This window comes from Streptomyces sp. NPDC017202, assembly GCF_044331705.1.
Taxonomy (GTDB): domain Bacteria; phylum Actinomycetota; class Actinomycetes; order Streptomycetales; family Streptomycetaceae; genus Streptomyces.
Genome location: NZ_JBIRNP010000017.1, coordinates 48,178 through 70,895, shown reverse-complemented (window position 1 = coordinate 70,895; position 22,718 = coordinate 48,178). Strand labels below are relative to the sequence as shown.

General features: G+C 75.2%; 17 protein-coding genes. 12 read left to right on the top strand and 5 right to left on the bottom strand.

Translation table 11 applies throughout. The features are described from left to right. Nucleotides 1-40 precede the first annotated feature (40 nt). Both ACH4N1_RS26890 and ACH4N1_RS26885 read right to left on the bottom strand, forming a co-directional pair. On the bottom strand, nucleotides 41-1,330 hold the full coding sequence (locus ACH4N1_RS26890) for a PQQ-dependent sugar dehydrogenase (RefSeq protein ID WP_398100844.1): 1,290 nt from the start codon (nucleotides 1,328-1,330) through the stop codon (nucleotides 41-43). 159 nt (nucleotides 1,331-1,489) lie between these two features. Then, a complete protein-coding gene (locus ACH4N1_RS26885) occupies nucleotides 1,490-2,662 on the bottom strand; it encodes an LLM class flavin-dependent oxidoreductase (protein ID WP_398100842.1) in 1,173 nt (390 codons plus the stop codon). A gap of 161 nt (nucleotides 2,663-2,823) precedes the next feature. On the opposite strand from ACH4N1_RS26885, the gene ACH4N1_RS26880 reads away from it, so the two are divergent. After that, nucleotides 2,824-3,153: a hypothetical protein gene (locus ACH4N1_RS26880; protein ID WP_398100840.1), complete on the top strand. Its 330-nt coding sequence runs from the start codon at nucleotides 2,824-2,826 to the stop codon at nucleotides 3,151-3,153. 285 nt (nucleotides 3,154-3,438) lie between these two features. On the opposite strand, the gene ACH4N1_RS26875 is transcribed toward ACH4N1_RS26880, so the two are convergent. After that, a complete protein-coding gene (locus ACH4N1_RS26875) occupies nucleotides 3,439-4,014 on the bottom strand; it encodes a TetR/AcrR family transcriptional regulator (protein WP_398100838.1) in 576 nt (191 codons plus the stop codon). Nucleotides 4,015-4,262: 248 nt separating this feature from the next. On the opposite strand from ACH4N1_RS26875, the gene ACH4N1_RS26870 reads away from it, so the two are divergent. The 4 genes from ACH4N1_RS26870 to ACH4N1_RS26855 are packed head-to-tail and all read left to right on the top strand — an operon-like array spanning nucleotide 4,263 to nucleotide 9,043. Beyond that, nucleotides 4,263-4,805 (top strand): (2Fe-2S)-binding protein, encoded by a 543-nt coding sequence (locus ACH4N1_RS26870; RefSeq protein WP_398100836.1) that lies wholly within the window; start codon nucleotides 4,263-4,265, stop codon nucleotides 4,803-4,805. Further along, nucleotides 4,802-5,794: an FAD binding domain-containing protein gene (locus ACH4N1_RS26865; protein ID WP_398100835.1), complete on the top strand. Its 993-nt coding sequence runs from the start codon at nucleotides 4,802-4,804 to the stop codon at nucleotides 5,792-5,794. The genes ACH4N1_RS26870 and ACH4N1_RS26865 overlap by 4 nt, the downstream gene beginning before the upstream one ends. Continuing rightward, nucleotides 5,791-7,926 carry a xanthine dehydrogenase family protein molybdopterin-binding subunit gene (locus tag ACH4N1_RS26860; protein WP_398100833.1) on the top strand — a complete coding sequence of 712 codons (2,136 nt, stop codon included), beginning with the start codon at nucleotides 5,791-5,793 and terminating at the stop codon, nucleotides 7,924-7,926. Before ACH4N1_RS26865 ends, ACH4N1_RS26860 begins: the two co-directional genes overlap by 4 nt. Next, a complete protein-coding gene (locus ACH4N1_RS26855; RefSeq protein WP_398100831.1) occupies nucleotides 7,919-9,043 on the top strand; it encodes an XdhC family protein in 1,125 nt (374 codons plus the stop codon). Before ACH4N1_RS26860 ends, ACH4N1_RS26855 begins: the two co-directional genes overlap by 8 nt. A 220-nt stretch (nucleotides 9,044-9,263) precedes the next feature. Here the strand turns inward: ACH4N1_RS26855 and ACH4N1_RS26850 are convergent, their stop codons facing one another. Both ACH4N1_RS26850 and ACH4N1_RS26845 read right to left on the bottom strand, forming a co-directional pair. Beyond that, nucleotides 9,264-10,382, bottom strand: coding sequence for a fatty acid desaturase family protein (locus ACH4N1_RS26850; protein ID WP_398100829.1), 1,119 nt, complete (start codon nucleotides 10,380-10,382; stop codon nucleotides 9,264-9,266). Between the two features lie 7 nt (nucleotides 10,383-10,389). Next, the gene (locus tag ACH4N1_RS26845) at nucleotides 10,390-11,448 is read right to left on the bottom strand and encodes a ferredoxin reductase (RefSeq protein ID WP_398100827.1); all 1,059 of its coding nucleotides are present in this window, start codon (nucleotides 11,446-11,448) and stop codon (nucleotides 10,390-10,392) included. 86 nt (nucleotides 11,449-11,534) lie between these two features. Between ACH4N1_RS26845 and ACH4N1_RS26840 the strand changes: the two genes are divergently transcribed. From ACH4N1_RS26840 to ACH4N1_RS26810, 7 genes are all read left to right on the top strand, one after another. Next, entirely contained in the window at nucleotides 11,535-12,674 is a 1,140-nt protein-coding gene (locus tag ACH4N1_RS26840; protein WP_398100825.1) for a PucR family transcriptional regulator, read from the top strand. Nucleotides 12,675-12,754: 80 nt separating this feature from the next. Continuing rightward, a complete protein-coding gene (locus ACH4N1_RS26835) occupies nucleotides 12,755-13,093 on the top strand; it encodes a thioredoxin family protein (protein WP_398100823.1) in 339 nt (112 codons plus the stop codon). Between the two features lie 837 nt (nucleotides 13,094-13,930). Next, nucleotides 13,931-14,134, top strand: a complete 204-nt coding sequence (locus ACH4N1_RS26830) for a thiazolylpeptide-type bacteriocin (RefSeq protein WP_398100821.1) — start codon at nucleotides 13,931-13,933, stop codon at nucleotides 14,132-14,134. 273 nt (nucleotides 14,135-14,407) lie between these two features. After that, complete coding sequence (locus ACH4N1_RS26825) at nucleotides 14,408-17,302, top strand: lantibiotic dehydratase (protein WP_398100819.1); 2,895 nt, start codon at nucleotides 14,408-14,410, stop codon at nucleotides 17,300-17,302. Next, complete coding sequence (locus ACH4N1_RS26820; RefSeq protein ID WP_398100817.1) at nucleotides 17,299-18,480, top strand: hypothetical protein; 1,182 nt, start codon at nucleotides 17,299-17,301, stop codon at nucleotides 18,478-18,480. Before ACH4N1_RS26825 ends, ACH4N1_RS26820 begins: the two co-directional genes overlap by 4 nt. Continuing rightward, entirely contained in the window at nucleotides 18,477-20,585 is a 2,109-nt protein-coding gene (locus tag ACH4N1_RS26815) for a hypothetical protein (protein WP_398100815.1), read from the top strand. Before ACH4N1_RS26820 ends, ACH4N1_RS26815 begins: the two co-directional genes overlap by 4 nt. After that, on the top strand, nucleotides 20,582-22,717 hold the full coding sequence (locus ACH4N1_RS26810) for a TOMM precursor leader peptide-binding protein (RefSeq protein WP_398100814.1): 2,136 nt from the start codon (nucleotides 20,582-20,584) through the stop codon (nucleotides 22,715-22,717). Before ACH4N1_RS26815 ends, ACH4N1_RS26810 begins: the two co-directional genes overlap by 4 nt. Nucleotide 22,718: the final 1 nt, after the last annotated feature.

Below are 22,718 nucleotides of genomic sequence, written 5' to 3'. Positions count from 1 at the left end.
AACCGGGTGAGCGATCACGTCCCGAGGCCCGTGGGCCGGCTCAGTCGTCGGTGGCGGGGAGCCGGTCCCAGCCGTCCCAGCGCAGCAGCCGGCCGGTGCCGGCCTTGGCCTCGACCCCGTGGTCGGTCATCTCGAACGCACCGAAGTCGAGGACGAACAGCGCCCGGTCACCGGGCGCGAACCCGACGTCGATCGGCCGGTGCAGGTCGGGCTCGGACGGCAGGGCGTAGGCGGACCAGTCGTCCGGGTCGACCATCAGCAGGTGCCGGCCGAGTTTCGGTCCGCCCGCCGGGAGCGTCATCGGGGCCTCGTCCCCGAACAGCGTGACCACCAGATGCCCGGCGAGCGGGGAGCCCGGCGGGGCGACGGCGAACTTGGTCGCCGCGACGTGCGCCTCGAAGTCGAGCACGGGACGCTCCGGAGGCGGCAGACGGTCGTGGCCGGCGAGCAGGAACGTCGGCTGGGGGCCGCGCTCCGGCTTGAACCGCGGGTCGGTGACGGGGATCCCGCCGACGAAGTCCGGCCAGCCGTACCAGGCGCCCTCACGCACCTCGAGCAGCAGGTCGGGCGCGTTGCCGATGGGCCGACTGCCCCGGTCGTCCGCGCCCTGGTCCACCGCGAGCAACCGGCCGTCCGGCAGGAACCCGAGCCCGAAGGCGTTGCGTATGCCCCAGGCCACCAGCTCCAGGTTGCCGCCGTCCGGATCGCAGCGCATGACGGACGCCGTGCAGGGCAGTGCGGCCGGGACGCGCTGACCGGGGCGGGTGGAGGTGCCGAAGGGCACGAACGCGCCGGTGACGGCCTGCGCGTCCGGGACGCCGCTCAGCGGGTCGCGGGTGGTGACGTTGACGCCGGTCAGCTCCACGTCGAGACCGGGAACGTCGTAGGAGTGCGGAAGCCGGCCCAGCCAGCCCAGCTCGTAGGCGTCCAGCCCGATGATCCCCAGGTTGGACATGGCTCCCTGAGCGAAGTACAGCTTCTCGTCGGGGCCGACCACCGCCATGCTGACGTGGTAGTTGCCGGGGCCGGGCAGGCCGTCGACGACGACACCGCGCCGCCCGTCGGGGCCGATCCGGGTGATCCGCCCGGCACCGCCCTCGGACACGTACAGGGAACCCTGGTGCCACAGCAGCCCGGTCACCGGCTGCGCCAGCCCGTCGGCGACGAGCCGGCGGCCGGTGCCGTCCGCGTCGAGGCGCCAGATCCGGCCGCCCGGCGCGGCGCCCCCGAACGGCAGTCCCGACTCGGCCACGTACACTCCGCCGTCGTCGTCGAAGGCCAGGCTGGTCGGGAAGTCCAGCCCGTCGGCCACTGCGGTCGGTACAGACACGAAGGCTCCTCCAGAGGGTGCGCCCGGACGGTGATCGGGGGGGGAATCAGCGGTTCGCGGGAAGTGCGGGGCCGGCACGGCCGCACCCGGGAGACCGCCCGCACCCGGCGTGCGCGAACGCCGGGGCGGCGGGACGGCATCCGCGGGCCGGTCCACCGGTCAGGCGGCCACCTCGTCCAGGCCGGACTTCGCGGCGGCGGAGAAGAGATCGGGTGCCACGTCCCGGGCCATGGCGGTCGCCGACTGCCAGCCGATCTCGTGCGTGTTGCCGACTCCGCCGCACAGCAGCACGAACCGCCTGAATCCCGCGGACGTCAGCGCGTCCAGTTTCGCCTTGACGGTCTCGACCGATCCGACGAGGGCGAACGGATTCCTCAGATAGGAATCCGCGGGCGCCTCGAACACCCCTTGCACGCCGGTGTCGCCCTCCTTCGCCAGCGTGTCCAGCGCGCTGTCGGCGGGATCGGCCCCGACCAGCCGCGCCAGATGCCCGCCCGCGGCGGCGACGTGCGAGGCGAAACCGTCGCGCACCAGCTCGGCGGCTTCCCTGTCGGTGTCCGCGATGACGGTGAAGCAGCTCGCCGCGACATTCGACATGGACAATGCGTGCCCGTTCTCCTGCCCGATCTCGAAATACCGGTGCAGGCGCGTGACCATTTCCTCCACGCCGACCTTGGACATTCCGCCGGCGGCCGGGTCGAGGTTGAGTCCCGTGAACACGTTCCACCCGCGGCGTGCGGCGGTGGCGAGGGACCCGTCGGTCTCCGCCGCCACCCACAGCGGCACCCGCGGCTGGACGGGCCGGGGCCACACGGTGACCCTGGCGGTCTCCACGTCCTGCGCGAAGGGCGCCAGCGCCGGCGTCAGGTCGGCCTTCGGCACCGGGTGGTCGATCTGGTTGAGGACACCGTCGACGAGGTCGGCCGCGTGCTCGAAGGCGGCACGGTCGCCGCGCCGGCCGAGGCCCACCTCGAGCCGTCCGCCGGAGAGCACGTCGATCATGGCGAACTGCTCGGCCAGGTGCAGCGGGTTGTGCAGCAGGGCCAGGTTCACCCCCGAGACGATCCGCGCCCTGGTCGTCCGCGCGGCGAGCGCGGCCAGCATGATGTTCGGGTGGGTGACCAGTGAGGACGGGCCGAAATGTTCCGGCATGCTGAGGCCGGCGTAGCCGAGCCGCTCCGCCTCGACGCAGTGGTCGAGATAGCTTTCGTAAAGCTGGGCCCCCAGTCCGGCGTCCCACTTCTCCGGGTCCCGGGATCCCGGCGGCGCGTAGGTGAGGTTGTCCCAGTAGATGAACTTGACGTTTTCCGAGTCGTCGCCGATTTGGCTCATTCCGCCAACGCCCCTCTGTTCGCAGTAAGGACCCTCCTGGACGTGCCTCAATTTATCCGCGTGCCGGTGACCGGCCATCTTCCATATTGCCCAGGGACCGTCGCCCGCCGGCCGGCGTCCGGTTGCCGCCCGTCGCCGGGGGAGAGGGAGGAGGGCGGGACGTGGGAGTCGCCTCGATCGCCGTACGGCTTGTGGCAAGGACGGACGAGGGGGTCGTGTACTCCTGGCTGGTGCCCGACGACGGACGGCACGGTTGGATGCTGTTCACCCCGGCGGAGGGGGTCTTCCGAGAGTGCGGCGAGACGGGAACCGTTGCGCGGGACGGCATGGAGGTCTGTTTCGGAATGCCCGAGGAGGAGTCGCTGCGCAGGCACGCCCGGTGGGAGGGCGGCCGGGAGTGGCGGGTGATGGTGACGGCGGCCTACGGCGTCTGGAAGAAGTTCCAGGAACACGGGGAGCCGCCGCGGCAGGCCCACCGCACCTTCCACTAGGGCGTGTCTGACAATTCCCGTCGGGCGCGCGACGCCTGGCACGGCACCTCGCCGCGTTGTCGGATCACCCGAGTACATCCAGTACACGGGCGATCCTCCGCCTTGCGATGCACCGCACCAGACGCCGCGCACTGATCCGACGCGAATTGTCAGACACGCCCTAGGGCGTGTCTCTCCGGTGGGCTGACCGGTTGATCGGGTCTGCCCGTCCGATGAGGTGCCGGGACCGTCCGGCCGCCGACGTGGACAGGGGCGGGGCGGGGCGTCCCGGACGGCCCCGGCACCTCACCGTCCGGGCGCTCCGACGCGGAGCGCGTCCATGACGAGGTCCAGCAGGAGGGTCGCCCGGGACTGCCAGTCGCCGCGCGGGTCGAGTGCCCACAGGCCCCCGATGGCGAGGAACAGGTCGTCCGCCGTGATCCCGGGGCGGATGGTGCCGGCCTGCTCGGCGGCGCGGAGCAGGCGCTCGGCCGCCTCCGTCACCGGGGTGTGGCCCGGCTTCTGCGCGCCCGGTGCGCCGGTCGCCTGCCGGATCGCGTCGGCCAGGCCCGCCTTGGTCATGGCGAACCGGGCGAGTTCGTCCATCCACTCGCGCAGCGCCCGGTCGGGTTCCCGGCCGCACAGCAGCCGGGCCGCGGTGTCGGCGACCTGCTGCATCTCGTGGCGGTAGATCTCCAGGACCAGGGCCTCACGGGTGGGGAAGTGGCGGTAGAAGGTCCCCTGCCCGACGCCCGCCTTCTTGGCGATCGTGCTCAGCGGGGTGTCCGCCGAGCGGGTCAGTTCGGCCAGCGCCACCTCCAGGATGCGCGCGCGGTTGCGCTGCGCGTCCGAGCGCAGGGGCGCTTCCCTGTTCTGGCCCACTGGCCCTCCTCGCGGTGATGGCCGAAACCCGGCCCTTGTTGAGCGGACAGTTGTCCGTTACGTTTTCCGGGTAACGGACAACTGTCCGCTTGTTTTCATCGTATCGGCGTCCCGCCCCGTGCGGGACAGCCCGGGGCAGCCGGACGCGGCCCCCGCCCCGCATCCTGCACGCTCGTCCACCGGCGCCGCCAGCCGCAGCGCCCACCCCTTTGCCCGGCCCGCCTCACCCCGTGAGAGAGAAGGCTTCCATGGCCCCATCGACGTCCAGCGACCTCACCCTGTCCGTCAACGGCGAGAAGTACCCGCTGACCGTCGACCACCGCACCACCCTGCTCGACGCCCTGCGGGAACGGCTCGACCTGACCGGCACCAAGAAGGGCTGCGACCAGGGGCAGTGCGGCGCCTGCACCGTCCTGGTCGACGGCCGCCGCAGCGTGGCCTGCCTGCAACTGGCGGTCGCGGCCGAAGGACGCGAGATCACCACCGTCGAGGGCGTGGCCGACGGCGACCGGCTGCACCCGGTGCAGCAGGCGTTCCTCGACCTCGACGGCTTCCAGTGCGGCTACTGCACACCCGGCCAGATCTGCTCGGCCATCGCCGTGATCGCCGAACACGCCGCGGGCTGGCCGAGCGCCGCCACCCACGACCTGCGGCCCGAGGCGGGACCGCCACCCCTGACCCCCGAGGAGATCCGCGAGCGGATGAGCGGCAACCTGTGCCGCTGCGGCGCGTACGTGTCCGTCGTCCAGGCCGTGGCCCGCGCCGCCGAGGCGAACGGAGCACCGGCATGAGGGAGTTCGGCTACCGTCGCGCCCACGACGTCCCCGGCGCCGTGGCGCTGCTCGACGGTGACACCGACGCCCGCTTCCTGGGCGGCGGCACCAATCTGGTCGACCTGATGAAGACCGGCGTCGAGCGGCCCGCCCGGCTCGTCGACATACGCGAACTGCCCCTGAACCGTGTCGAGTCGACGCGGGACGGCGGACTGCGCATCGGCGCGACCGTCACCAACAGCGATCTGGCCGCCCACCCCGAGGTCCGGCGCCGCTACCCGGCCCTGGCCCAGGCGGTACTGGCCGGCGCCTCCGGGCAGCTGCGCAACATGGCCACCGTCGGCGGCAACCTGCTCCAGCGCACCCGCTGCGGCTACTTCACCGACCTCACCTCGCCCTGCAACAAGCGTGATCCGGGCAGCGGCTGCCCCGCCCTCACCGGCGAGCACCACAACCACGCCATCCTCGGCGCCTCCGACGCGTGCGTCGCCACCCACCCCTCCGACATGGGCGTGGCCCTGGCCGCCTTCGACGCCCGCGTGTCCTACGAGACCGCCGACGGACCGGGCGAGCTGCCGCTCACCGACCTCCATCTGCCCGTGGGGCGGACACCGCACCGCGAGACCGCCCTGCCGCAAGGCGCCCTGATCACCGCCGTCACCCTGCCGCCCAGCGCCACGGCGGCCAACTCCCGCTACCGCAAGGTGCGCGAGCGGGCCTCCTACGCCTTCGCCATCGGCTCGGTCGCCGCCGCCCTCGACCTCAGGGACGGCGTCGTGCACGACGCGCGCCTGGCCTTCGGAGCCGTCGCCTCCCGCCCCTGGCGGGCCCGCGCGGCCGAACGCGTCCTGACCGGCGCCCCGGCCGACGCCGAGACCTTCGCGGCCGCCGCGGACGCCGAACTGGCGGCCGCGAGGCCCCTGCCCCGCAACGGATACAAGGTGACCCTGATGCGCAACCTCGTCGTGGCCGTCCTCAGCGAACTCGCCGAGGAGAGCGCCCGATGACCACCACCACCGGCCGGTCCGCCGCCGAGCGCGCGACCGGCACCGCCCACCCCCGGGTGGAAGGCCGCGACAAGGTCACCGGCGCGGCCCGTTACGCCGGCGAGATCCCCTTCGCCGAACTCGCCCACGGCTGGCTGGTGCTGTCCACCGTCGCCCGCGGCCGCGTCCGCGCCCTGGACACCGACACCGTCCTGGCGATGCCCGGCGTCCTCGCCGTGCTCCACCACCACAACGCCCCGCGCGTCGACACCGGCTTCGTCGGCATGATGGGCGCCCCGCCGGACCCGAGCACCGGCCTCTTCCAGCACGACCGGGTGCCCCACCTGGGCTGGCCCGTGGCCCTGGTCGTCGCCGAGACGTCCGAACAGGCCAGGGAGGCCGCCGAGACCCTCGCGGTGACGTACGACGAGGAGCCGCACGACGTCGCGTTCTCGGCCGCACGGGAGGCCGAGGCGTACCCGGTCGACGGGCACGTGCCGGCCGTGGCGCGCAAGGGCGACCTGGACCGGGAACTCGCGGCGTCCGCCGTCGTGGTGGACGCGCAATACACCACCCCGGAGGAGCACCACAACCCGATGGAGCCGCACGCGGCGACCGCCCGCTGGGAGGGCGGCCGGCTGGAGGTCGTCGAATCCAACCAGGGCACCACCTGGGTCGCGGGAGAGCTCGCGAACCTGTTCTCCCTCGACCCCGGCGCCGTGCGCGTGCGCTCCGAGCACGTCGGCGGCGGCTTCGGCAGCAAGGGCGGGCGCGCCCACCAGGTGGCGGCCGTGATGGCCGCGACCGTGCTGCAGCGGCCCGTCCGGGTCGTCATGACCCGCCGGCAGATGTTCTCCCTCGCCGGCTACCGCAGCCCCACCGCGCAGCGCGTCCGCCTCGGCGCCGATCCGGACGGGCGGCTGCGCGCCCTGGAGCACCGCTCCCTGAACCAGACCTCCACCGTGCACGAGTTCGTCGAGCCGAGCGCCGCGGCCGGCCGGTCGATGTACGCCGCCGACGCCCACCACACGGTCAACCGACTGGTGCGGCTCGACGTCCCCACCCCGACCTGGATGCGCGCCCCGGGCGAGGCGCCGGGCTCGTTCGCGCTGGAGTCGGCGCTCGACGAACTCGCCGAGAAGTGCGGCGTCGACCCGATCGCACTGCGCCTGCGCAACGAACCCGAGGTGGGGCCGGTCTCCGGACTGCCGTTCGCCGGGCGCAACCTCATCGCCTGCTTCCGGGAAGGCGCCCGCAGGTTCGGCTGGGCACAGCGGGACCCGCGCCCGGGCGTGCGCAGAGAGGGGCGCTGGCTGCTCGGCACGGGCACCGCGGCCGCCTCCTTCCCGGTGATGGCCATGCCCTCCACGGCGTCCGTGACAGCGGAGGCGGACGGCACCTTCACGGTGCGGATCAACGCCGCCGACATCGGCACCGGCGCCCGGACCGCGCTCACCCTGGTCGCCGCCGACGCCCTGGAGGTGCCCGCCGACCGCGTACGGGTGCACATCGGCGACAGCGACCTCGGCCCCGCGATGATCGCCGGCGGCTCCGCGGGCACCCGCTCCTGGAGCTGGGCCGTCACGGCCGCGGCCGAGGAACTGCGCCGCACCCTCGCGCCGGGCGGGGACGTCCCGCCGCAGGGCATCACCGTGCGGTCGGACACGACCGAGGCCGTCGGCGCGCTCGCCCAGAAGGAACGGCACTCCTTCGGGGCCCAGTTCGCCGAGGTCGCCGTCGACCCGGCCACCGGCGAGGTCCGGGTGCGCCGCATGCTGGGCGTCTTCGCGGCCGGCCGGATCGTCAACCCGCTCACCGCCCGCAACCAGCTCGTCGGCGGAATGATCTGGGGCCTGTCCATGGCCCTGCACGAAGAGGCCGTCCGGGACCCGGCGAGCGGCGGTACCTACGGCGCCGACCTGGCCGGCTACCACGTCGCCGCGCACGCCGACGTCCCGCACGTCGAGGCCGACTGGGTCGACGACCCCGACCCCGACCCCGACGACCCGATCGGCATCAAGGGCATCGGCGAGGTCGGCATCGTGGGCGCGGCCGCCGCGATCGCCAACGCCGTCTGGCACGCGACCGGCGTACGCCACCGCGACCTGCCGATCCGGCCCGACCGCGTCCTGTCGGCGGCCGGCGATGCTTGATCTGGCCGGGGCCCTGCACGCCTGGGCCGAGGAGGGCCGGGACTTCGCCGTCGCCACGGTCGTCGCCGTCGGCGGCAGCGCCCCGCGCCCGCCCGGGGCGGCCCTGGCCGTCGACGCCGACGGCACGGCGATCGGCTCGGTCTCCGGGGGCTGCGTCGAGGGCGCCGTGTACGACCTGTGCCGCCAGGCCCTGCGCGACGGCGAGCCGCTGACCGAGCGGTTCGGCTACAGCGACGACGACGCCTTCGCGGTCGGACTGACCTGCGGCGGGACGATCGACGTGCTGGTCGTCCCGTTCTTTGCCGGGCGGGCGGTGCACGACGCCGCGCTGTCCGCCGCGGCGGGCGGTGAACCGGTGGCCCTGGCCCGGGTGGCGAGGGGCCCCGCAACCCTGCTCGGCCGCGCCCTGCTCGTGCGCCCCGACGGCTCGTCCGCGGGCGGGCTCGGCGCCGGCCCGGAACTGGACCGCACCGCGCGCGCCGAGGCCCGCGCCCTGCTGGACGCCGGCCGGACCGGCACGGTGGAACTCTCCGAGGACGGCACGCACTGCCCGGGCGGTGTCACCCTGCTCGTGGAATCGGCCGTACCGCCGCCCCGCATGATCGTCTTCGGCGCGATCGACTTCGCGGCGGCGCTCGTGCGCGCGGGACGGTTCCTCGGCTACCACGTCACGGTGTGCGACGCCCGGCCCGTCTTCGCCACCCGGGCCCGTTTCCCGGACGCCGACGAGATCGTCGTCGACTGGCCCGACCGGTACCTGCGGGGCACGGTCACCGACGCGCGGACGGTGCTGTGCGTCCTGACCCACGACGCGAAGTTCGACGTGCCCCTGCTGCGGGAGGCGCTGCGCCGGCCGGCCGCCTACATCGGCGCGATGGGCTCGCGCCGCACCCACGAGGACCGGGAGCGGCGGTTGCGGGAGGCGGGCGTCGGCGCACCCGAGCTGGCCCGGCTGAGGTCCCCGATCGGGCTGGACCTGGGGGCCCGCACGCCCGAGGAGACCGCCGTGTCCATCGCGGCGGAGATCATCGCGCAGCGGCGCGGCGGGACGGGGGCCCCGCTCACCGGCGCGGCCACCCCGATCCACCGGCCGGACCGCGAGCCCCAGCCGGTCTGAGCGGTGACACCGGCCGGGCCGCAGGCCGCGCCCGCTCCACCCGGGAAGGAGCGGGTACGACAAAGGGGCCGGGGCCGTCGCCAAAGAGGCCGGGGCCGTCGCCGGCCTCGGCCCCTCCATGACGCGGGTGCGGGCGGGGCGGCCCGCGGCCGGCTCCGTGACGAGGCCCCGCAGACGGCCGACGACCTCCGTCAGCCGCCCGGCGACCCGGGCGCCGTCGTCAGGCCGCGACGAGCTCCTGCTCGCGCTCCGGCGTCTCGGCCTTGGGCTTCTTGTTCGGCAGCGAGAGCCGGAAGACCTTGTGCCACGCGGAGAACACCTGCTTGGGCAGCGGCCCGGTGACGTACTCCAGCTCGTACTTCTCGAACAGCGCGCGCACCTTCACCGCGACCTCGGCGTACCGGTTGCTCGGCAGGTCCGGGAACAGGTGGTGCTCGATCTGGTGCGACAGGTTGCCGGTCATGAAGTGCATGGCCTTGCTGCCGCTGATGTTCGCCGAGCCCATCATCTGGCGCAGGTACCACTGGCCGCGCGTCTCGCCCTTGATCGACCGGCGCTCGAAGACCTGCACGCCCTCGGGGAAGTGCCCGCACATGATCACCGAGTGGGACCAGAGGTTGCGGACCAGGTTCGCGGTGAACGTGGCGGCGAGCGTGGGGAGGAACGACGGGCCCGACAGCAGCGGGTGGATCACGTAGTCCTTGAGCACCTGCTTGCGGATCTTGCGGCCCACGGCCCTGGCCCGCGCGCGGAACTCCGGGCTCTTGCGGCGGCGCTTGTGCAGGTTCTTGCCGAGCTCCAGGTCGTAGGCGGCGATGCCGTACTCGAAGAAGCAGGCGTTGAGGAAGTTCCACAGCGGCTGGCCGAGGTGGAACGGGTGCCACTTCTGGTCCTCGTCGACGCGCATGATGCCGTAGCCGAGGTCGTTGTCCTTGCCGATCACGTTGGTGTACGTGTGGTGCAGCTCGTTGTGCGAGTGCTTCCACTGCTCGGACGGCGAGACGTGATCCCACTCCCAGGTGGTGGAGTGGATCTTCGGGTCCCGCATCCAGTCCCACTGGCCGTGCAGGATGTTGTGGCCGATCTCCATGTTGTCCATGATCTTCGCCACGGACAGACCGGCGGTGCCGAGCACCCACGCGGGCGGGAAGAGCGAGAACAGCAGCACACCCCTGCTGGCCAGCTCGAGCGTGCGCTGCGCGGAGATGACCTTGCGGATGTAGGCGGCGTCCTTCTCGCCGCGGCCGGCGATCACCTCGTCGCGGATCGCGTCCAGCTCGCGGCCGAGCTCCTCGATCTGCTCCGCGGTCAGGTGGGCGGTGGGGTCGATGGCGGTCAAGATGCTCCTACCGTTCGATGGCGCAGGGGCCCGCCGCGGCGGACACACAGGTCTGGATGAGGACGCCCGGCTCGGCCTCGGTGATCTCGCCGGTGCGCAGGTCGCGGACGGCGCCCGCCGTGAGCGGCGTGACGCAGCCGAAGCAGATGCCCATGCGGCACCCGGACGGCATGAGCACGCCGGCCTCCTCGCCGACGTCCAGCAACGGCGTGGCGCCGTCCGCGTCGACACTCTTGCCGGTGGTGTTGAACGTGACCTCGCCGCCGCCGTCGCCGGCGACGACGACGGTGGGGCGGAAGCGTTCGGTGTGCAGGCGCTCTGGTACGCCGTGCCCGCTCCAGTGCTCCTCGGCGGCGTCCAGCAGGCCCGCGGGCCCGCACGCCCAGGTCTCGCGCTCGGCCCAGTCGGGCACGAGTTCGCCGAGACGGGCGATGTCGAGCACGCCGTCCGTGGCGGTGTGCACCTCGGTGAGCCGCAGCTTCCCGTCCGCGACCAGGCCGTGCAGTTCGTCGCGGAAGATCACGTCGTGCGGCTGCGGCGCGCAGTGGACCATGACGACGTCGTCGAACTCGGTGTCGCGCAGCATGCCCATCACGGGCGTGATGCCGCTGCCGGCCGTCAGGAAGAGCACCTTGGCGGGCCTGGCCTCGGGCAGCACGAAGTCACCGGTCGCCTGGTCGAGCTGGATCAGCGTGCCCGGTCTCGCCCTGCGGACCAGGTGGTTGCTGACCTTGCCGTCCGAGATCGCCTTCACGGTGATCGTGACGCGGCCGTCCCGGCGGTTCGTCGGCGAGGTGAGGGAGTAGGCACGCCACAGGCGCACCCCGTCGACGTCGACCCCGATCCGCACGTACTGACCGGCCGTGTGGCCGCGCCAGCCCCGCCCCGGCCTGATCACGATGGTCGCGGCGTCACCCGTCTCGGGATGCACGGCCTCGATGCGCCCCCGCAGGTCGGCACCCGCCCGCAGCGGGCTGACCAGGTCGAGGTAGTCCGACGGCAGCAGCGGCGTCGTGACCATCTCCAGCAGTTTCCACGCCCTGCCGCGCAGGGCCGTACTCGTCATGACTCCAGCTTGCTGCGCCTCAAGGCGTAAAGTCCTGACCGCAGGACGTAAATCTGGTCGATTGAATTGTTCGCAGGAAACAAAACGTGAGCCATGCAATCCGGAGGGCCAGCGAACTGACCCTGGACGAGACGACGGTCACCGCACTGCGGGCCGCGCTGAAGACCACCGCCGACGAGGTCGTCCAGGCGATCATCGACGAGGTCCCTCCCTACGCAGGCGCCCTTGCGGGCCACATGGGCGCCACCATCCGCCGAGCCGTCCGCACCGCCCTGGGGCACTACCTGGACCTCGCGAGCGGCAACGCCACAGGCGGCGACGCCGGTGACGCGGCCTACGAACTGGGCCGCGGCGAGGTCCGCGACGGCCGTTCGATGGACGCCCTGCTCGGCGCCTACCGCGTCGGCGCCCGCGTGGCCTGGCGATGCCTGGCGGCGGGCGCCGTACCCGCGGGCCTGCCCGCCGCCGAGGTCGCCAAGTTCGCCGAGCTGACCTTCGCCTACATCGACGAGCTCTCCGCCGCGAGCGCCGCGGGCCACGCCGACGAACTGGCCGCCCGGGGCCGGGACCGCGAACGCCACCTGGAACACCTGGCCCGCGACCTCCTCGCCGACGCGAGCCCGGACGTGCTGCTGGCCTCTGCCCACCGGGCCGGGTGGCAGCCTCCGGTCTCACTGACCGCGGTCCTGCTGCCCGCCGCCCAGGCCCGGCCCGCCTACCGCGCGCTCGACCCGGGCACCCTCGTCCTCGACGATCTGCCGGACGCCACCGGTGTGCTGCTCGTCCCCGACGCCGACCGCCCCCATCTCCTGCGGCGGCTGACCGACCGCACCGCCGTGGTCGGCCCGGCCCGGCCGTGGACTCGCGCGTCCGCCTCGTACGCACGAGCCGTCCGCGCGCGCTCCCTCTCCTGCGACATCCGCGACACCGAGGACCACCTGCCCGAGCTGGTGCTGAGCGCCGACGGGGAGGCGTTCGCGGACCTGCGTGCCCGCGCCCTCGCACCGTTGCGGACCCTGCCCGCCGCGACCGCACGGCGGCTGGAGGAGACGCTGCGGGCGTGGCTGCTGCACCAGGGCAGGCGGGAGGAGGTGGCGGCGGCGTTGTTCGTCCACCCCCAGACCGTCCGGTACCGGATGTCGCAGCTGCGGGAGCTGTTCCCGGACCTCGCCTCGCCCCACCGGGTCCTCGAACTGACGCTGGCGGTCGGCCTTCGGGACGGCTGACGCGTTCTTCGGGGCCGGCCCGGCACACCGCGCCGGGGATGATGGGGAGGCAATGACGGAACGCGAGGTCAGGAGCTTCCATGGCGAAGAGGGTGCACCGACCCCGTGAGGACGCGGAGTTCGACTTCATCCTCGGGATGAGCGCAGTCCCGGTCCTCGCGTACTTCACCGGGACATGGCCCAAGGCGGTCGAGCCCTGCCGGGTGATGGACCTCGTCGTGGGGGGCATCGCCGACGAGTGCACGGGCCGCCTGACGGCCGTCCGCACCGACATCACGCGTTGTCCGGGCGCGACCGAGCGATACGGGATCACCGCAGCCCCGTCCTGCGTCCTGCTGAAGGAGGGGGAGGCGGTGGCGCACGCCACGGGTCCCATGACCATCGCCGAGGTACGGACGTTCCTGGACGGCCACCTCTGAGCGGCCGCTGCGGCACGCGGCCGCGCCGCCCGTCACGTCGCGTCGCGTCCAGGGGAGCCGCGCCGCCTGAGAGACCGTGAGGGCTGAGACACCGTGGGGCTGAGACACCTCCACAGGTCACACGACGCCGTCCGGCGCGGTCGCGTCCGGCAGCCGCGCGGCGCCGGCACCGGCTTCACCCCCGCACCCTGAACGCCGTCGCCGGCCACGGCAGGCGACCCGCGGAATCAGCCGCCGGGCCGATCGCCGCAGGGGCAGGCGCTCAGCGGTCGCCGCGGCGGGCCTCCAGTGGGCAGCCCTACGGTTCGGGGCGGTGACCCCGGCGCACCGCGTCGCCGGTCCGAGCGGTGGCCCGTCCTGCTGCGACGAAGAGGAACTGACCGATAGTGTGCGCGTCGCGGGCGTGATGTACGTCACTTCCGCATGCCGGGCCCACGCCGCGACGGCCGAGGGTGTCGGCACCCCACCGGCGGAGGTGTTGCGTCCACTTGTCGGGACTCCTGACGCAATGTGTGGACAACCAGGGGAAAAGTCGTTCCGCGAAGAACACGCGGCTCCACACCGCCTTCACCGTGCACCGGTCCGGCCGCCGCCAAACCACTGCGCCGCGAGTCCCCAGACGCACCGCACCGGGGTGAACACAACGGGCCAATATGCGGATCGGTCTTGCTGCTGGCATCTCCCGAGATCCACACTCGCTCCTGTACGACGAATGATCGTTCGGCTCTTTCTCCAGCTGTGAGCACAGCTCCCTCACGTGCCCTTCTTCCGGCATGTTCCGCGTCGGCGTCCCATCGGCACGCTCCGGTCTCCATCTCCCTCCCGAAGGAGTTCGTCATGTCCCGTACCCAGAACCAGCAAGACGCCCTGGAGCTCCAGGACCTCGCCCTGGACGCGGACCTGGACCTCACCGACCTGACCGTGACCTCGCTGCGCGACACCGCCGCGCTGCCCGAGAACGGCGCCTCGTGGGGCTCTTGCTCCTGCCAGGCCTCGTCGTCGTGCGCTCAGCCGCAGGAAAACGGGCCCGTGGTCCTCTGACCCTGCCCCAGGCCCGAACGCCGCCCTTCGAACCCGAGGGGCGGCACATGCCCTCCTGGCGTGCCCCCGGCCTCGCATCCCGCGGGGCCGGTGGGCCGCGACCACCGTGCGGCCGGCCGGCTCGTCCGGTCCCGCCCGGCCGGCCGCACGCCCACACCTCCGATCGCCACGCGGTCCGCCGATGTGCCCCTGGTGTGCGTTCCCGCCCGGCCCGCGTTTTCGCCCGCTCCACCGATCCCGCCCGTCTCCGAGCCGTACGCCGGGAGCCCCGCCATGCCGTACCCCGCCCCGCCGGGAGCCCCGGTGCGCGTGCCGCCACCCGGCCGGGCCGACCAGGCCGCGACACACGGCCCTGCGGGCCCGTACGGCCACGCCGACCCGGCAGGTCCCCATGACCCGGCGGACCCGGCGGACCCGTACGACCGCACCGCCCCGTACGCCCTCGTCCGTACGACCGTGCTTCCCCACCCCGCCGAGACCGCCCCCTCCGCCGAGGTGCGGACCCTGCTCGCCCGGCTCACCGCCCTGGCCGCCCAGGACGCCGCCCTGCGGACCGCCCTGTCCGAAGACCTCTTCGCCGCACGCGCCGCCCACGACGAGGACTTCCACCGCCAGGTCGTCCTCCCCCTCCGCCGCGCCCTGCACAACGGCCGCGAGCCCCGCCCCGCCCTCCTGGACCGGCTCGGCGCCCTGCCCGAACGGGTGCCGCGGCTCGCCGACTGGCTCGCCGTGCGCGCGCTGCGCACTCGACTGCTCGACGAGCTCGGCACCGCCGTCCCGCCCGCCCTGGCCGCCGAGCGCGCCGCGCTCGCCGGCCTCTGCCGTTCCCCCGCCTTCACCCGGGCCATCGCCCTGACCAGCGCCGACCTGCTGCGGGCGGTCGACCGGGCCGGCCGGGGCGAAACCGGGCGACGAGCGCGCAAGGAGGAACCCTCGGTCCTGCGGCACGCCCTGCGAGCCAGCACGAAGACCAGTCCGCTGTCGTGGTTCACCGCCGTCGGGTGGGCGCCCGGCCCGGCCGCCCACCCGACGGGCACGGCCACCTCCGCGCCGGAGCCCGATCCGGCGCCCACCCACTCGCTGACCCCGGTCGTCAAGGAGAACCGCGCACTCGTCGCCGCGCTCACCGCGGCCCTGCTCGACGAGCCGCGCCGCCGCCGCGCGCTCCCTCACCGGATGACGAGTACCGCACGGGCGGCCGACGGGCGGGTCCGCCTCGCCCGCACGGAGGTGCTGTTCGCCGGCGGCCGATACCTGGTCAGCCGGGAGGACGAGGTCGAGCTGGCCGCCCGCCCGGCACTGGACATGCTGGCCGCCGCCCTCGCCGACCGCCCGCTCACCCTCGGCACGCTGACCGCCCGGCTCGCGGCCGGTCTGGGCCGCACGGCGGACGACTCCGCTGTCGCGGGCTTCGTGGACCGGCTCGCCGGCTCGAGGCTGCTCGTGCCCGCGGAGCCCGTCGAACCGCAGCACCCCGCCCCGCTCCTGGCGCTCGCCGACTGGCTGCGCCAGTGGCCCGCGGACGCCGTCCTGGCGGACCGGATCGTCACACTCGCCCGGGACACGGGGCGGTTCCCGACCACCCCCGCGGCCGAGCGCCCTGCCCTGCTCGCCGCCCTGGCCGGCCGCTGGCGCGAACTGCTCGCCGACACCGGCCGACCCGTCGCGCCGGACGCGGCCCCGCTGACGGTCCTCACCGAGGACGTCGTCGCCCCCGTCCCCCTGCCCCCGCACCGCCCGCCGGCCTCACCGGGCGTGGACGGGCGCACCACGGGACCGCCGTACGAGGACCGGCCCGCCGGGTACGACCCGCTCACCCCCGCCGACCACGCCGCGCTCACCGAACTCACCCCCCTGGCCGAGCTGTTCGACCTGGGTCACGTGATGAGCCGGGGCGCCCGGGACCGCTTCGTCGCCCGCTACGGGGAGGGCGGCACCTGCCGCGACCCGTGGGACTTCGCCACCGCCACCGCCGCCGCCTGGGAGGAGTCCGGCCGCCTCGCCGGCCTGCGGTCCGACGACCCCGAACTGCCTTCGGGACTGGTTCGACTGGTGCGCCTGCGCGAGGAGTTCACCGCACTGGCGCGGCAGGCGGCGGGACCGGCCGGGGACACCGCTGCCGAGATCGTCCTGCCGGCCGAGCACATCCGCACCCTCGCCGCCCGCCTGCCCGGCTGGACGGCCACCCGGCCACTGAGCTACTCCCACTTCGTCCAACGCGCCCACGACGGCGAGTTGTTGTGCGTCAACCACGTCTACGGCGGCTGGGGCCGGTTCACCAGCCGCTTCCTCGACGCCCTGCCCGCGCGCGCCGCGGCCGAGATCGGGGAGCGCATCCGGCGTGGCCTCGGCGCGGGCGCGCGGGCGGCGCAGATCCGGCCGGTGGGCGGGTTCAACGCCAACCTGCACCCGCTGCTGCTCGCCGAGGAGATCGGGCCCGACCGCGGCCGGACCGCCCTCGCCGAGGCCGATCTCGACCTCGTCCACGACCCGGCCACCGACCGGCTGCGGTTTCGCGTACGGGAGACCGGCGACCTGCTGGACGTGCTCTACCTCGGCTTCCTCGCCCCGATCATGCTGCCGGGGCGGCTCGGGCCGCTCCTGTCCGACCATCCGGAGGGAGTGGTGGACTTCCGCCCGCTGCTGCCCCGGCACGCCGTGGCGGCACCGGGCGGTCAGGTGGTCCGTACCCCGCGACTGCGCCACCGCCACCTGGTGCTGGCCCGGCGCCGCTGGTACCTCGGCCCGGGCGTGCTCGACGCGCTGCGCGCCGACCTCGCCGCGGAGGAACGGGAGGTGCCGGCCGCCGCAGTCGTCCGCTGGCGGGCCCTGCTCGACCTGCCGGAGCAGCTCTTCCTGCACCCGGTGCCGCGCCCCCCGGCCGGACGCGCGGTCGACGACTTCGTCGCGCGGCTGCGGTTGCCCAAGCCGCAGGCACTCGACCTGGGCAACGCCCTGCACCTGCGCTGCCTGGGCAGCTGGCTGGCACGCCGTTCCGGGGGTGTCGTCCTGGAGGAGGCCCTGCCCGCCTTCGGCGGCCGCGACCAGCCCGCCCGTGCCGTCGAGTCCGTCGTCGAGACGTACCGCCCGGCGCGCCGTCGTCCGGCCGACCGGGACGCACGCCGGCCCGCCGACCGACCCGCACCCCGCCGAGGAGACACCCGATGAACACCCCGGCCGGCCCCGCGGCCGCCCCCCCGGACCCGGCCGCGCCCGGCTCCGCCGCAGGACTCGACGTCGTTCTGTACGACTACCGCGAGGACAAGGCCCCGCTGCTGCGCGAGGCGGTGCTGCCGCTGGCCCGCCGGGCCGCCGCCGACGGGCTGACCGCGCATGTCGAGCGTCACTGGCTGTACGGCCCCCACGTACGGCTCCGGCTGCGCGGCGCACCCGGCCCGGTGGCCGCGGCGGCCGAGCGCACCGCGGCGGCCCTGCGCGGCTGGGCCGCCGACCGTCCCCCGACCGCCCAGGTCACCGAGGAGGAACTCCTCGCCCGGGCCGAGGCGGCCGGCCGCGCCGAGCTGATCGCCCCGCCGTACGGCCCGCTCGTACCGGACGGCACGGTCCGCGTCGAACCGGTGGACCAGTCGGCCCCGCACGCCCTGATCGGCGCCGACGGGATCCGGCTCCGCGACGACCTGCTGGTGCTGGGCCTGCCGGCGCTCGGCACCGGGTGCGCGTTCCTGGGCGAGCACGGCGACGCGCCCGCCGCCCGCGTGCAGCTCGCGGTCGCCGCCCTGGCCGCGCACGCCGCGGCGCACCCGCAGGGGCTGATCGGCGGCCACTACTCGTTCGTCTCCCACCTCGAGGACTTCCTGGTGCACGAGGACCCGGACGGCCGGCTGCGCTCGGCCTTCGAACGCCGGTGGAACGCCACCGGGCCGGCCGTCACCGCACTGGTCGCACGGATCACGGCCGGCGGGGCGGCCGGCTGGGAACGCGCCTGGGCCGGCTGGTCCGCCGAGGCGTGGCGCATCGCGGCAGAACGGTTGGCGGCGGGCGCGGACCTCGCCGGCGACCCCCTCGCGTACCGGGACCGGGCGGCGGCACTGGGCGACCGGACGGTGGCCGACCGCTGGAACCCCGACGTACGCACCCGCTACAGCGAGTTCCACCGCCGGCTGCGCCGCTCGGACCCGCGAGGGACGATGTGGAGCCGGCCCGACTACCTGATCTACCGGGCCTGCACGAACGCGCTCTACCGGCTGTTCGCCATCTGCGACGTACGGCCGGTGGAGCGCTACCTCGCCGCGCATCTGGTCGTGCGCACCGTGCCGGAGCTCACCGGGCACACCTGGCAGGACCGCGTCGACGAGGTGATCGCTGCGGTGGAGGGCTCGTCATGACCACCCCCGCCGCAGCGCCCGGCACGGCCCCACAGCCACCGAACCCCGCTCCGGGAGCGGAGCCCGCCCCGCCGGCGTCCGAAGACCCCGCCGCGTCCGCGCCGCGGCCGGAACAGCGGCTCCGGCTGCGGCCCGGCGTGGCCGTCACCCCGCTGCTCGCGGGGCTGCACCTGCGAGGCCGCGGCGTCGGCGTCACGCTGGAAGGCAGCCGCGCGCTGCCGGCCCTGTGGCGACTGCTCTCGGCCCGGCTCGCCCCGGACCGCGCGGTGCGGGGCGACGGCGGCCCGCGGACCGGCACCGGGCCGCAGGCCGGCGCCCGGGGCCGCACCGGCACTCAGGCCCAGGCCGACGCCGACGCCGGGGCTCAGGCCGACGCCGGGGCTCAGGCCGAAGCCCGCGCCCAGGCCGAAGCCGGGGAGGGGGCCGACGCCCGGGCGCAGGGCTCCGCGAGTGATCAGGCCGACCCTCGGGTGGAAGCCGCGCTCGCCGCGCTCACGGCCCGGCTGCGCGAGCACGATCTCGTCGTCGAGCACCCGCAGGGCGCCGAACTCCCGCCCTGGCCCGGTTCGTCCGCCGCCCACCCGGCGCAGGCGGCCGAAGCGATCCGGAGCGCGCGACCGGTCGTCGCCACACCGGACCCCGAGGGTCCGCTCGCCGTCAGCCTCGTACGGGCGCTCGGTCGCGCGGGGGCGAGCCCCCGGGCCGTCGCCGACGGGCGGCTGCCCGCCGGCCAAGCCGTGATCACCGCCGACGCGCCCACCGGGACCGTGGCGCTGGCCGTGTCCTGCGACCCCGACGGCGGCTTCGTCACCGCGCCCGGGCTCCCGCACCGCGCCCGCTCCGACGCCGCCGCCGTCGCCACCCGCCTCGGCGCCGCCTCACCACCGTGGGCGGTGAGCGGTCCCCCCACCGCGCGGTCGACGGCGCCCGTCCCGGCGCCGCCCGGGACGACGTCTGTTCGTGCCGGCGCACCGCGGCGGACGGCTGCCGCCGCCGAAGAACCGTCCCGCACGCATGTCGCGCTGCTCGCCGGTGCCGCGGCCGGGCGGCTGCTCGCGGCCGTCGCCGGCCTTCCCGACCCCGCCGGACACGAGGACGCCTCCGGCACGGGGAGGGCCGGGCATCCGGCCGTGCTGATCGCCCGGACCGAACCGCCCGAGGCGACGTACCACCCGTGGGCCGCGGCCCCGCCCGCCGCCCGCCGGGGTCCGGGCGCCCCGCCCGCGCCGGACCTCGGGGAGGCCCTGCGCCGGGTCACGGCCCTGGGCGACCCGCGGCTCGGTGTGCTCGACGCGCCACTGCCCGGGGACCTGCCGCAGCTCCCCGCGTCGCTCGCCTCGTGCCGGACGCCGGCGGGCCTGCTGGTCGCCGGCGCCGTACGGGCGGATCTGGCCCGGCTGGAGGCGGCCTGCCGGGCCGCCGAACTCGCCCTCGCCGACGCCCTGCCGGCCCCGGTCGTCGGCGCGAGCCCCGACCACGCCCACGGCCGGGCACTGCGCCGCGCCGCCTTCGACCTGGAAGCCGCCTCCACCATGGCGGAGACGGCCCCGGCCGCTGCCCGCGCCCACGGCATCGGGGACGACGTGTGGCGCACGCACCCCCAGGCCCACCACTGGTGGACCGTGCTGACCGAACGCATGGGCCGCTCCGCCGAGCTGTCCGTCCGGCAGCTCGGCTCCGGTGACGTCCACGCGGCCGTCGTCCGGGTCCGGCCGGCCCCCTCCGACGCCGGCGCCGCGCCCGCCGCGGTGAGCCGCGCCGTCGAGGCCACCGCGGCGGACGCCGTGGCCCTCGCCGCCCTCGACGCGGTCACGCGCGTCATGGCGGCGCAGCACGCACCGGACCGGGCCCGGCACACCGCGCTCAGCGGCGCCGCCGCCCCGCTCGCCGCGGCCGGTGCCGAGCCGCCCGGCTGGGCGGACGAGGGCTGGACCGACGTCTGGCTGGCCGCGATCGCCGCCCGGGAACCGGCCCTGCGCACCGCTCTGCACCGCCTGACCGGCCTGCGCCCCACCCTCTGGCAGGGCGCCGGCCACCACCCGCTCGCCGATGCTCTGCACGCATCCGGATTCACGGTCCTGACCGCACGGGGAGGCCCCCGATGAGCACCCCCGACCCGTACGCCCTCCCCGCCCCCGCCCCCGCTCCCGTTCCCGTCCTCGACGCGGCGACGGCGCTCACCACCGTCGCGGGCACCGCCATCGTGCGGCTGACCACGTGGGACCTCGCACTGGCCGAGCGGCTCAGCCGGCACGCCCTGGCCCATCCGGTGCGGTTCGTGCCGGTGCGCGAGGACGGGGCGCTGACCGTGATCGGGCCCGTCCTCCACCCCGGGGCGCGGGCCTGCGCCGGCTGCGCGGAGTACCAGCGGCTGGCCACCGCGGGCGGCCGGGTGCCGTGGCGGAGTCCGCGGCTGGCCCTCGGCGGCACCGGGACCCCTCCGCTGGCCGAGGCGGCGCTCCGGCTCGCGGCGGACCTGCTGACGACCGACCCGCGCGCACCGGAGCCGCCCGCCGCCGACCGGCACGCCCCGCCCACGGCCGCCCCGCCCACGGCCGCCCCGCCCGCACCCGCCCCGCCCGCACCCGCCCCGCCCACGGCCGCCCCGCCCACGGCCGCCCCGCCCACGGCCGCCCCGCCCGCACCCGCCCCGCCCGCACCCGCCCCGCCCGCACCCGGCCCGCCCGCACCCGGCCGGGTCGCGGCCGGCCCGGTCGCGGCCGACGACCGGGCCGTCGTCCACCTGCTCCACGGCGACCGGTACACCTGGTCCAGCCACCGCGTCCGGCCGGTCGGAGGCTGCCCGGTGTGCCGGCCGCTGCCGGACGACTCACCCGCCGGCGCCCGGTTGCCGGCCGAACCCCGGCCGCTGCCCGACCCGTCGGTGCTGCGCGGCCCCAACACCCGTACGACACCCGCCACCTTGCGGGACGAACTGCACGACGAGCGGTTCGGGCCGGTGCGTCGCCTCTTCCGCACCGAGGACTCCGCGTTCGCGCTGACCACCGCCTGGGTGACGGACGGCCGCTCCCTGGACGAGGGCGGTTACGGCCGCTCGAGCGACTTCCGCTCCAGCGAACGCATCGCCCTCTTCGAGAGCGTGGAGCGGTTCGCCGGAATGCGGCCCACCGGACGCCGCACCGTGCTGCGCGCCTCGCACGCCGACCTCGTCGCCACGGGCGAGCACGCCGTGCTCGACCCCGTCCGGCTCGGCCTGCCCGATCCCGAGTTCGACGGTCATCCGGCCCGGCGCACCGTCCCGTACTCCCCGGACCTCGCACTCGACTGGGTGTACGGCTGGTCACTCACCGAGCGCCGCGCGCTGGCGGTACCCGAGCACGTGGCGTACTGGGACGTACCGGGGCCGGACCGGCCGCGAGTGGTGTACGAGTCCTCGAACGGCTGCGGACTGGGCAACAGCCCCCAGGAAGCCGCGCTGTACGGGCTGTTCGAGGTCGCCGAACGCGACGCCTTCCTGATGGCGTGGTACGCGCGCACACCGCTGCCCCGGGTCGCCGTCCCCGCCGACGACCCGGAGGTCACCTCCCTGGCCGACCGTGCCGCGCTGCTGCGCTACCGCCTGAGCCTGCTGGACGCCACCAACGACCTGGGCGTCCCGGCGGTGATCTCGCTCTGCCGCTACGAGGGCACGCATCCCGACGCGCCCCGCGCGTTCCTGGCCGCCGGCGCCCACCACGACCCCCGGGTGGCGATCCGCTCGGCGGTGGCCGAGGTGGTCACCAACGTCCAGGAAGCAGCCCGCCGTTCGGGCCCGGACGGTCCCCGGGCCCCGGAGCGGCTGCGCCCGATGCTGGACCGCCCCGAGCTGGTGCTGGACCTGGACGACCACGTCGGCCTCAACACCTTGCCGGAGGCACAGCCCCGGCTGGACTTCTTGTCCGCCGACACCGCGGAGGCGCCGTGGTACGAGCGGTGGCCGGGAGCACCCGAGCCGGTGGCCGACCTGACGGTGCTGCTGGAGCGGACCGTGGAGCGGCTGGCAGCCGAGGGCCTGGAGATCATCGCGGTCACGCAGGACGAGCCGGGCGTACGGGACCGGCTGGGCCTGCACTGCGCCAAGGTGATCGTCCCCGGCACACTGCCGATGACCTTCGGGCACGTCAACCGCCGCACCGCCGGACTGGACCGGCTGCTGGAGGTGCCCCACCGGCTCGGTCGTACCGCCCGGCCGCCCCGCCACGACGAACTGCCCCTGCACCCCCACCCCTTCCCGTGAG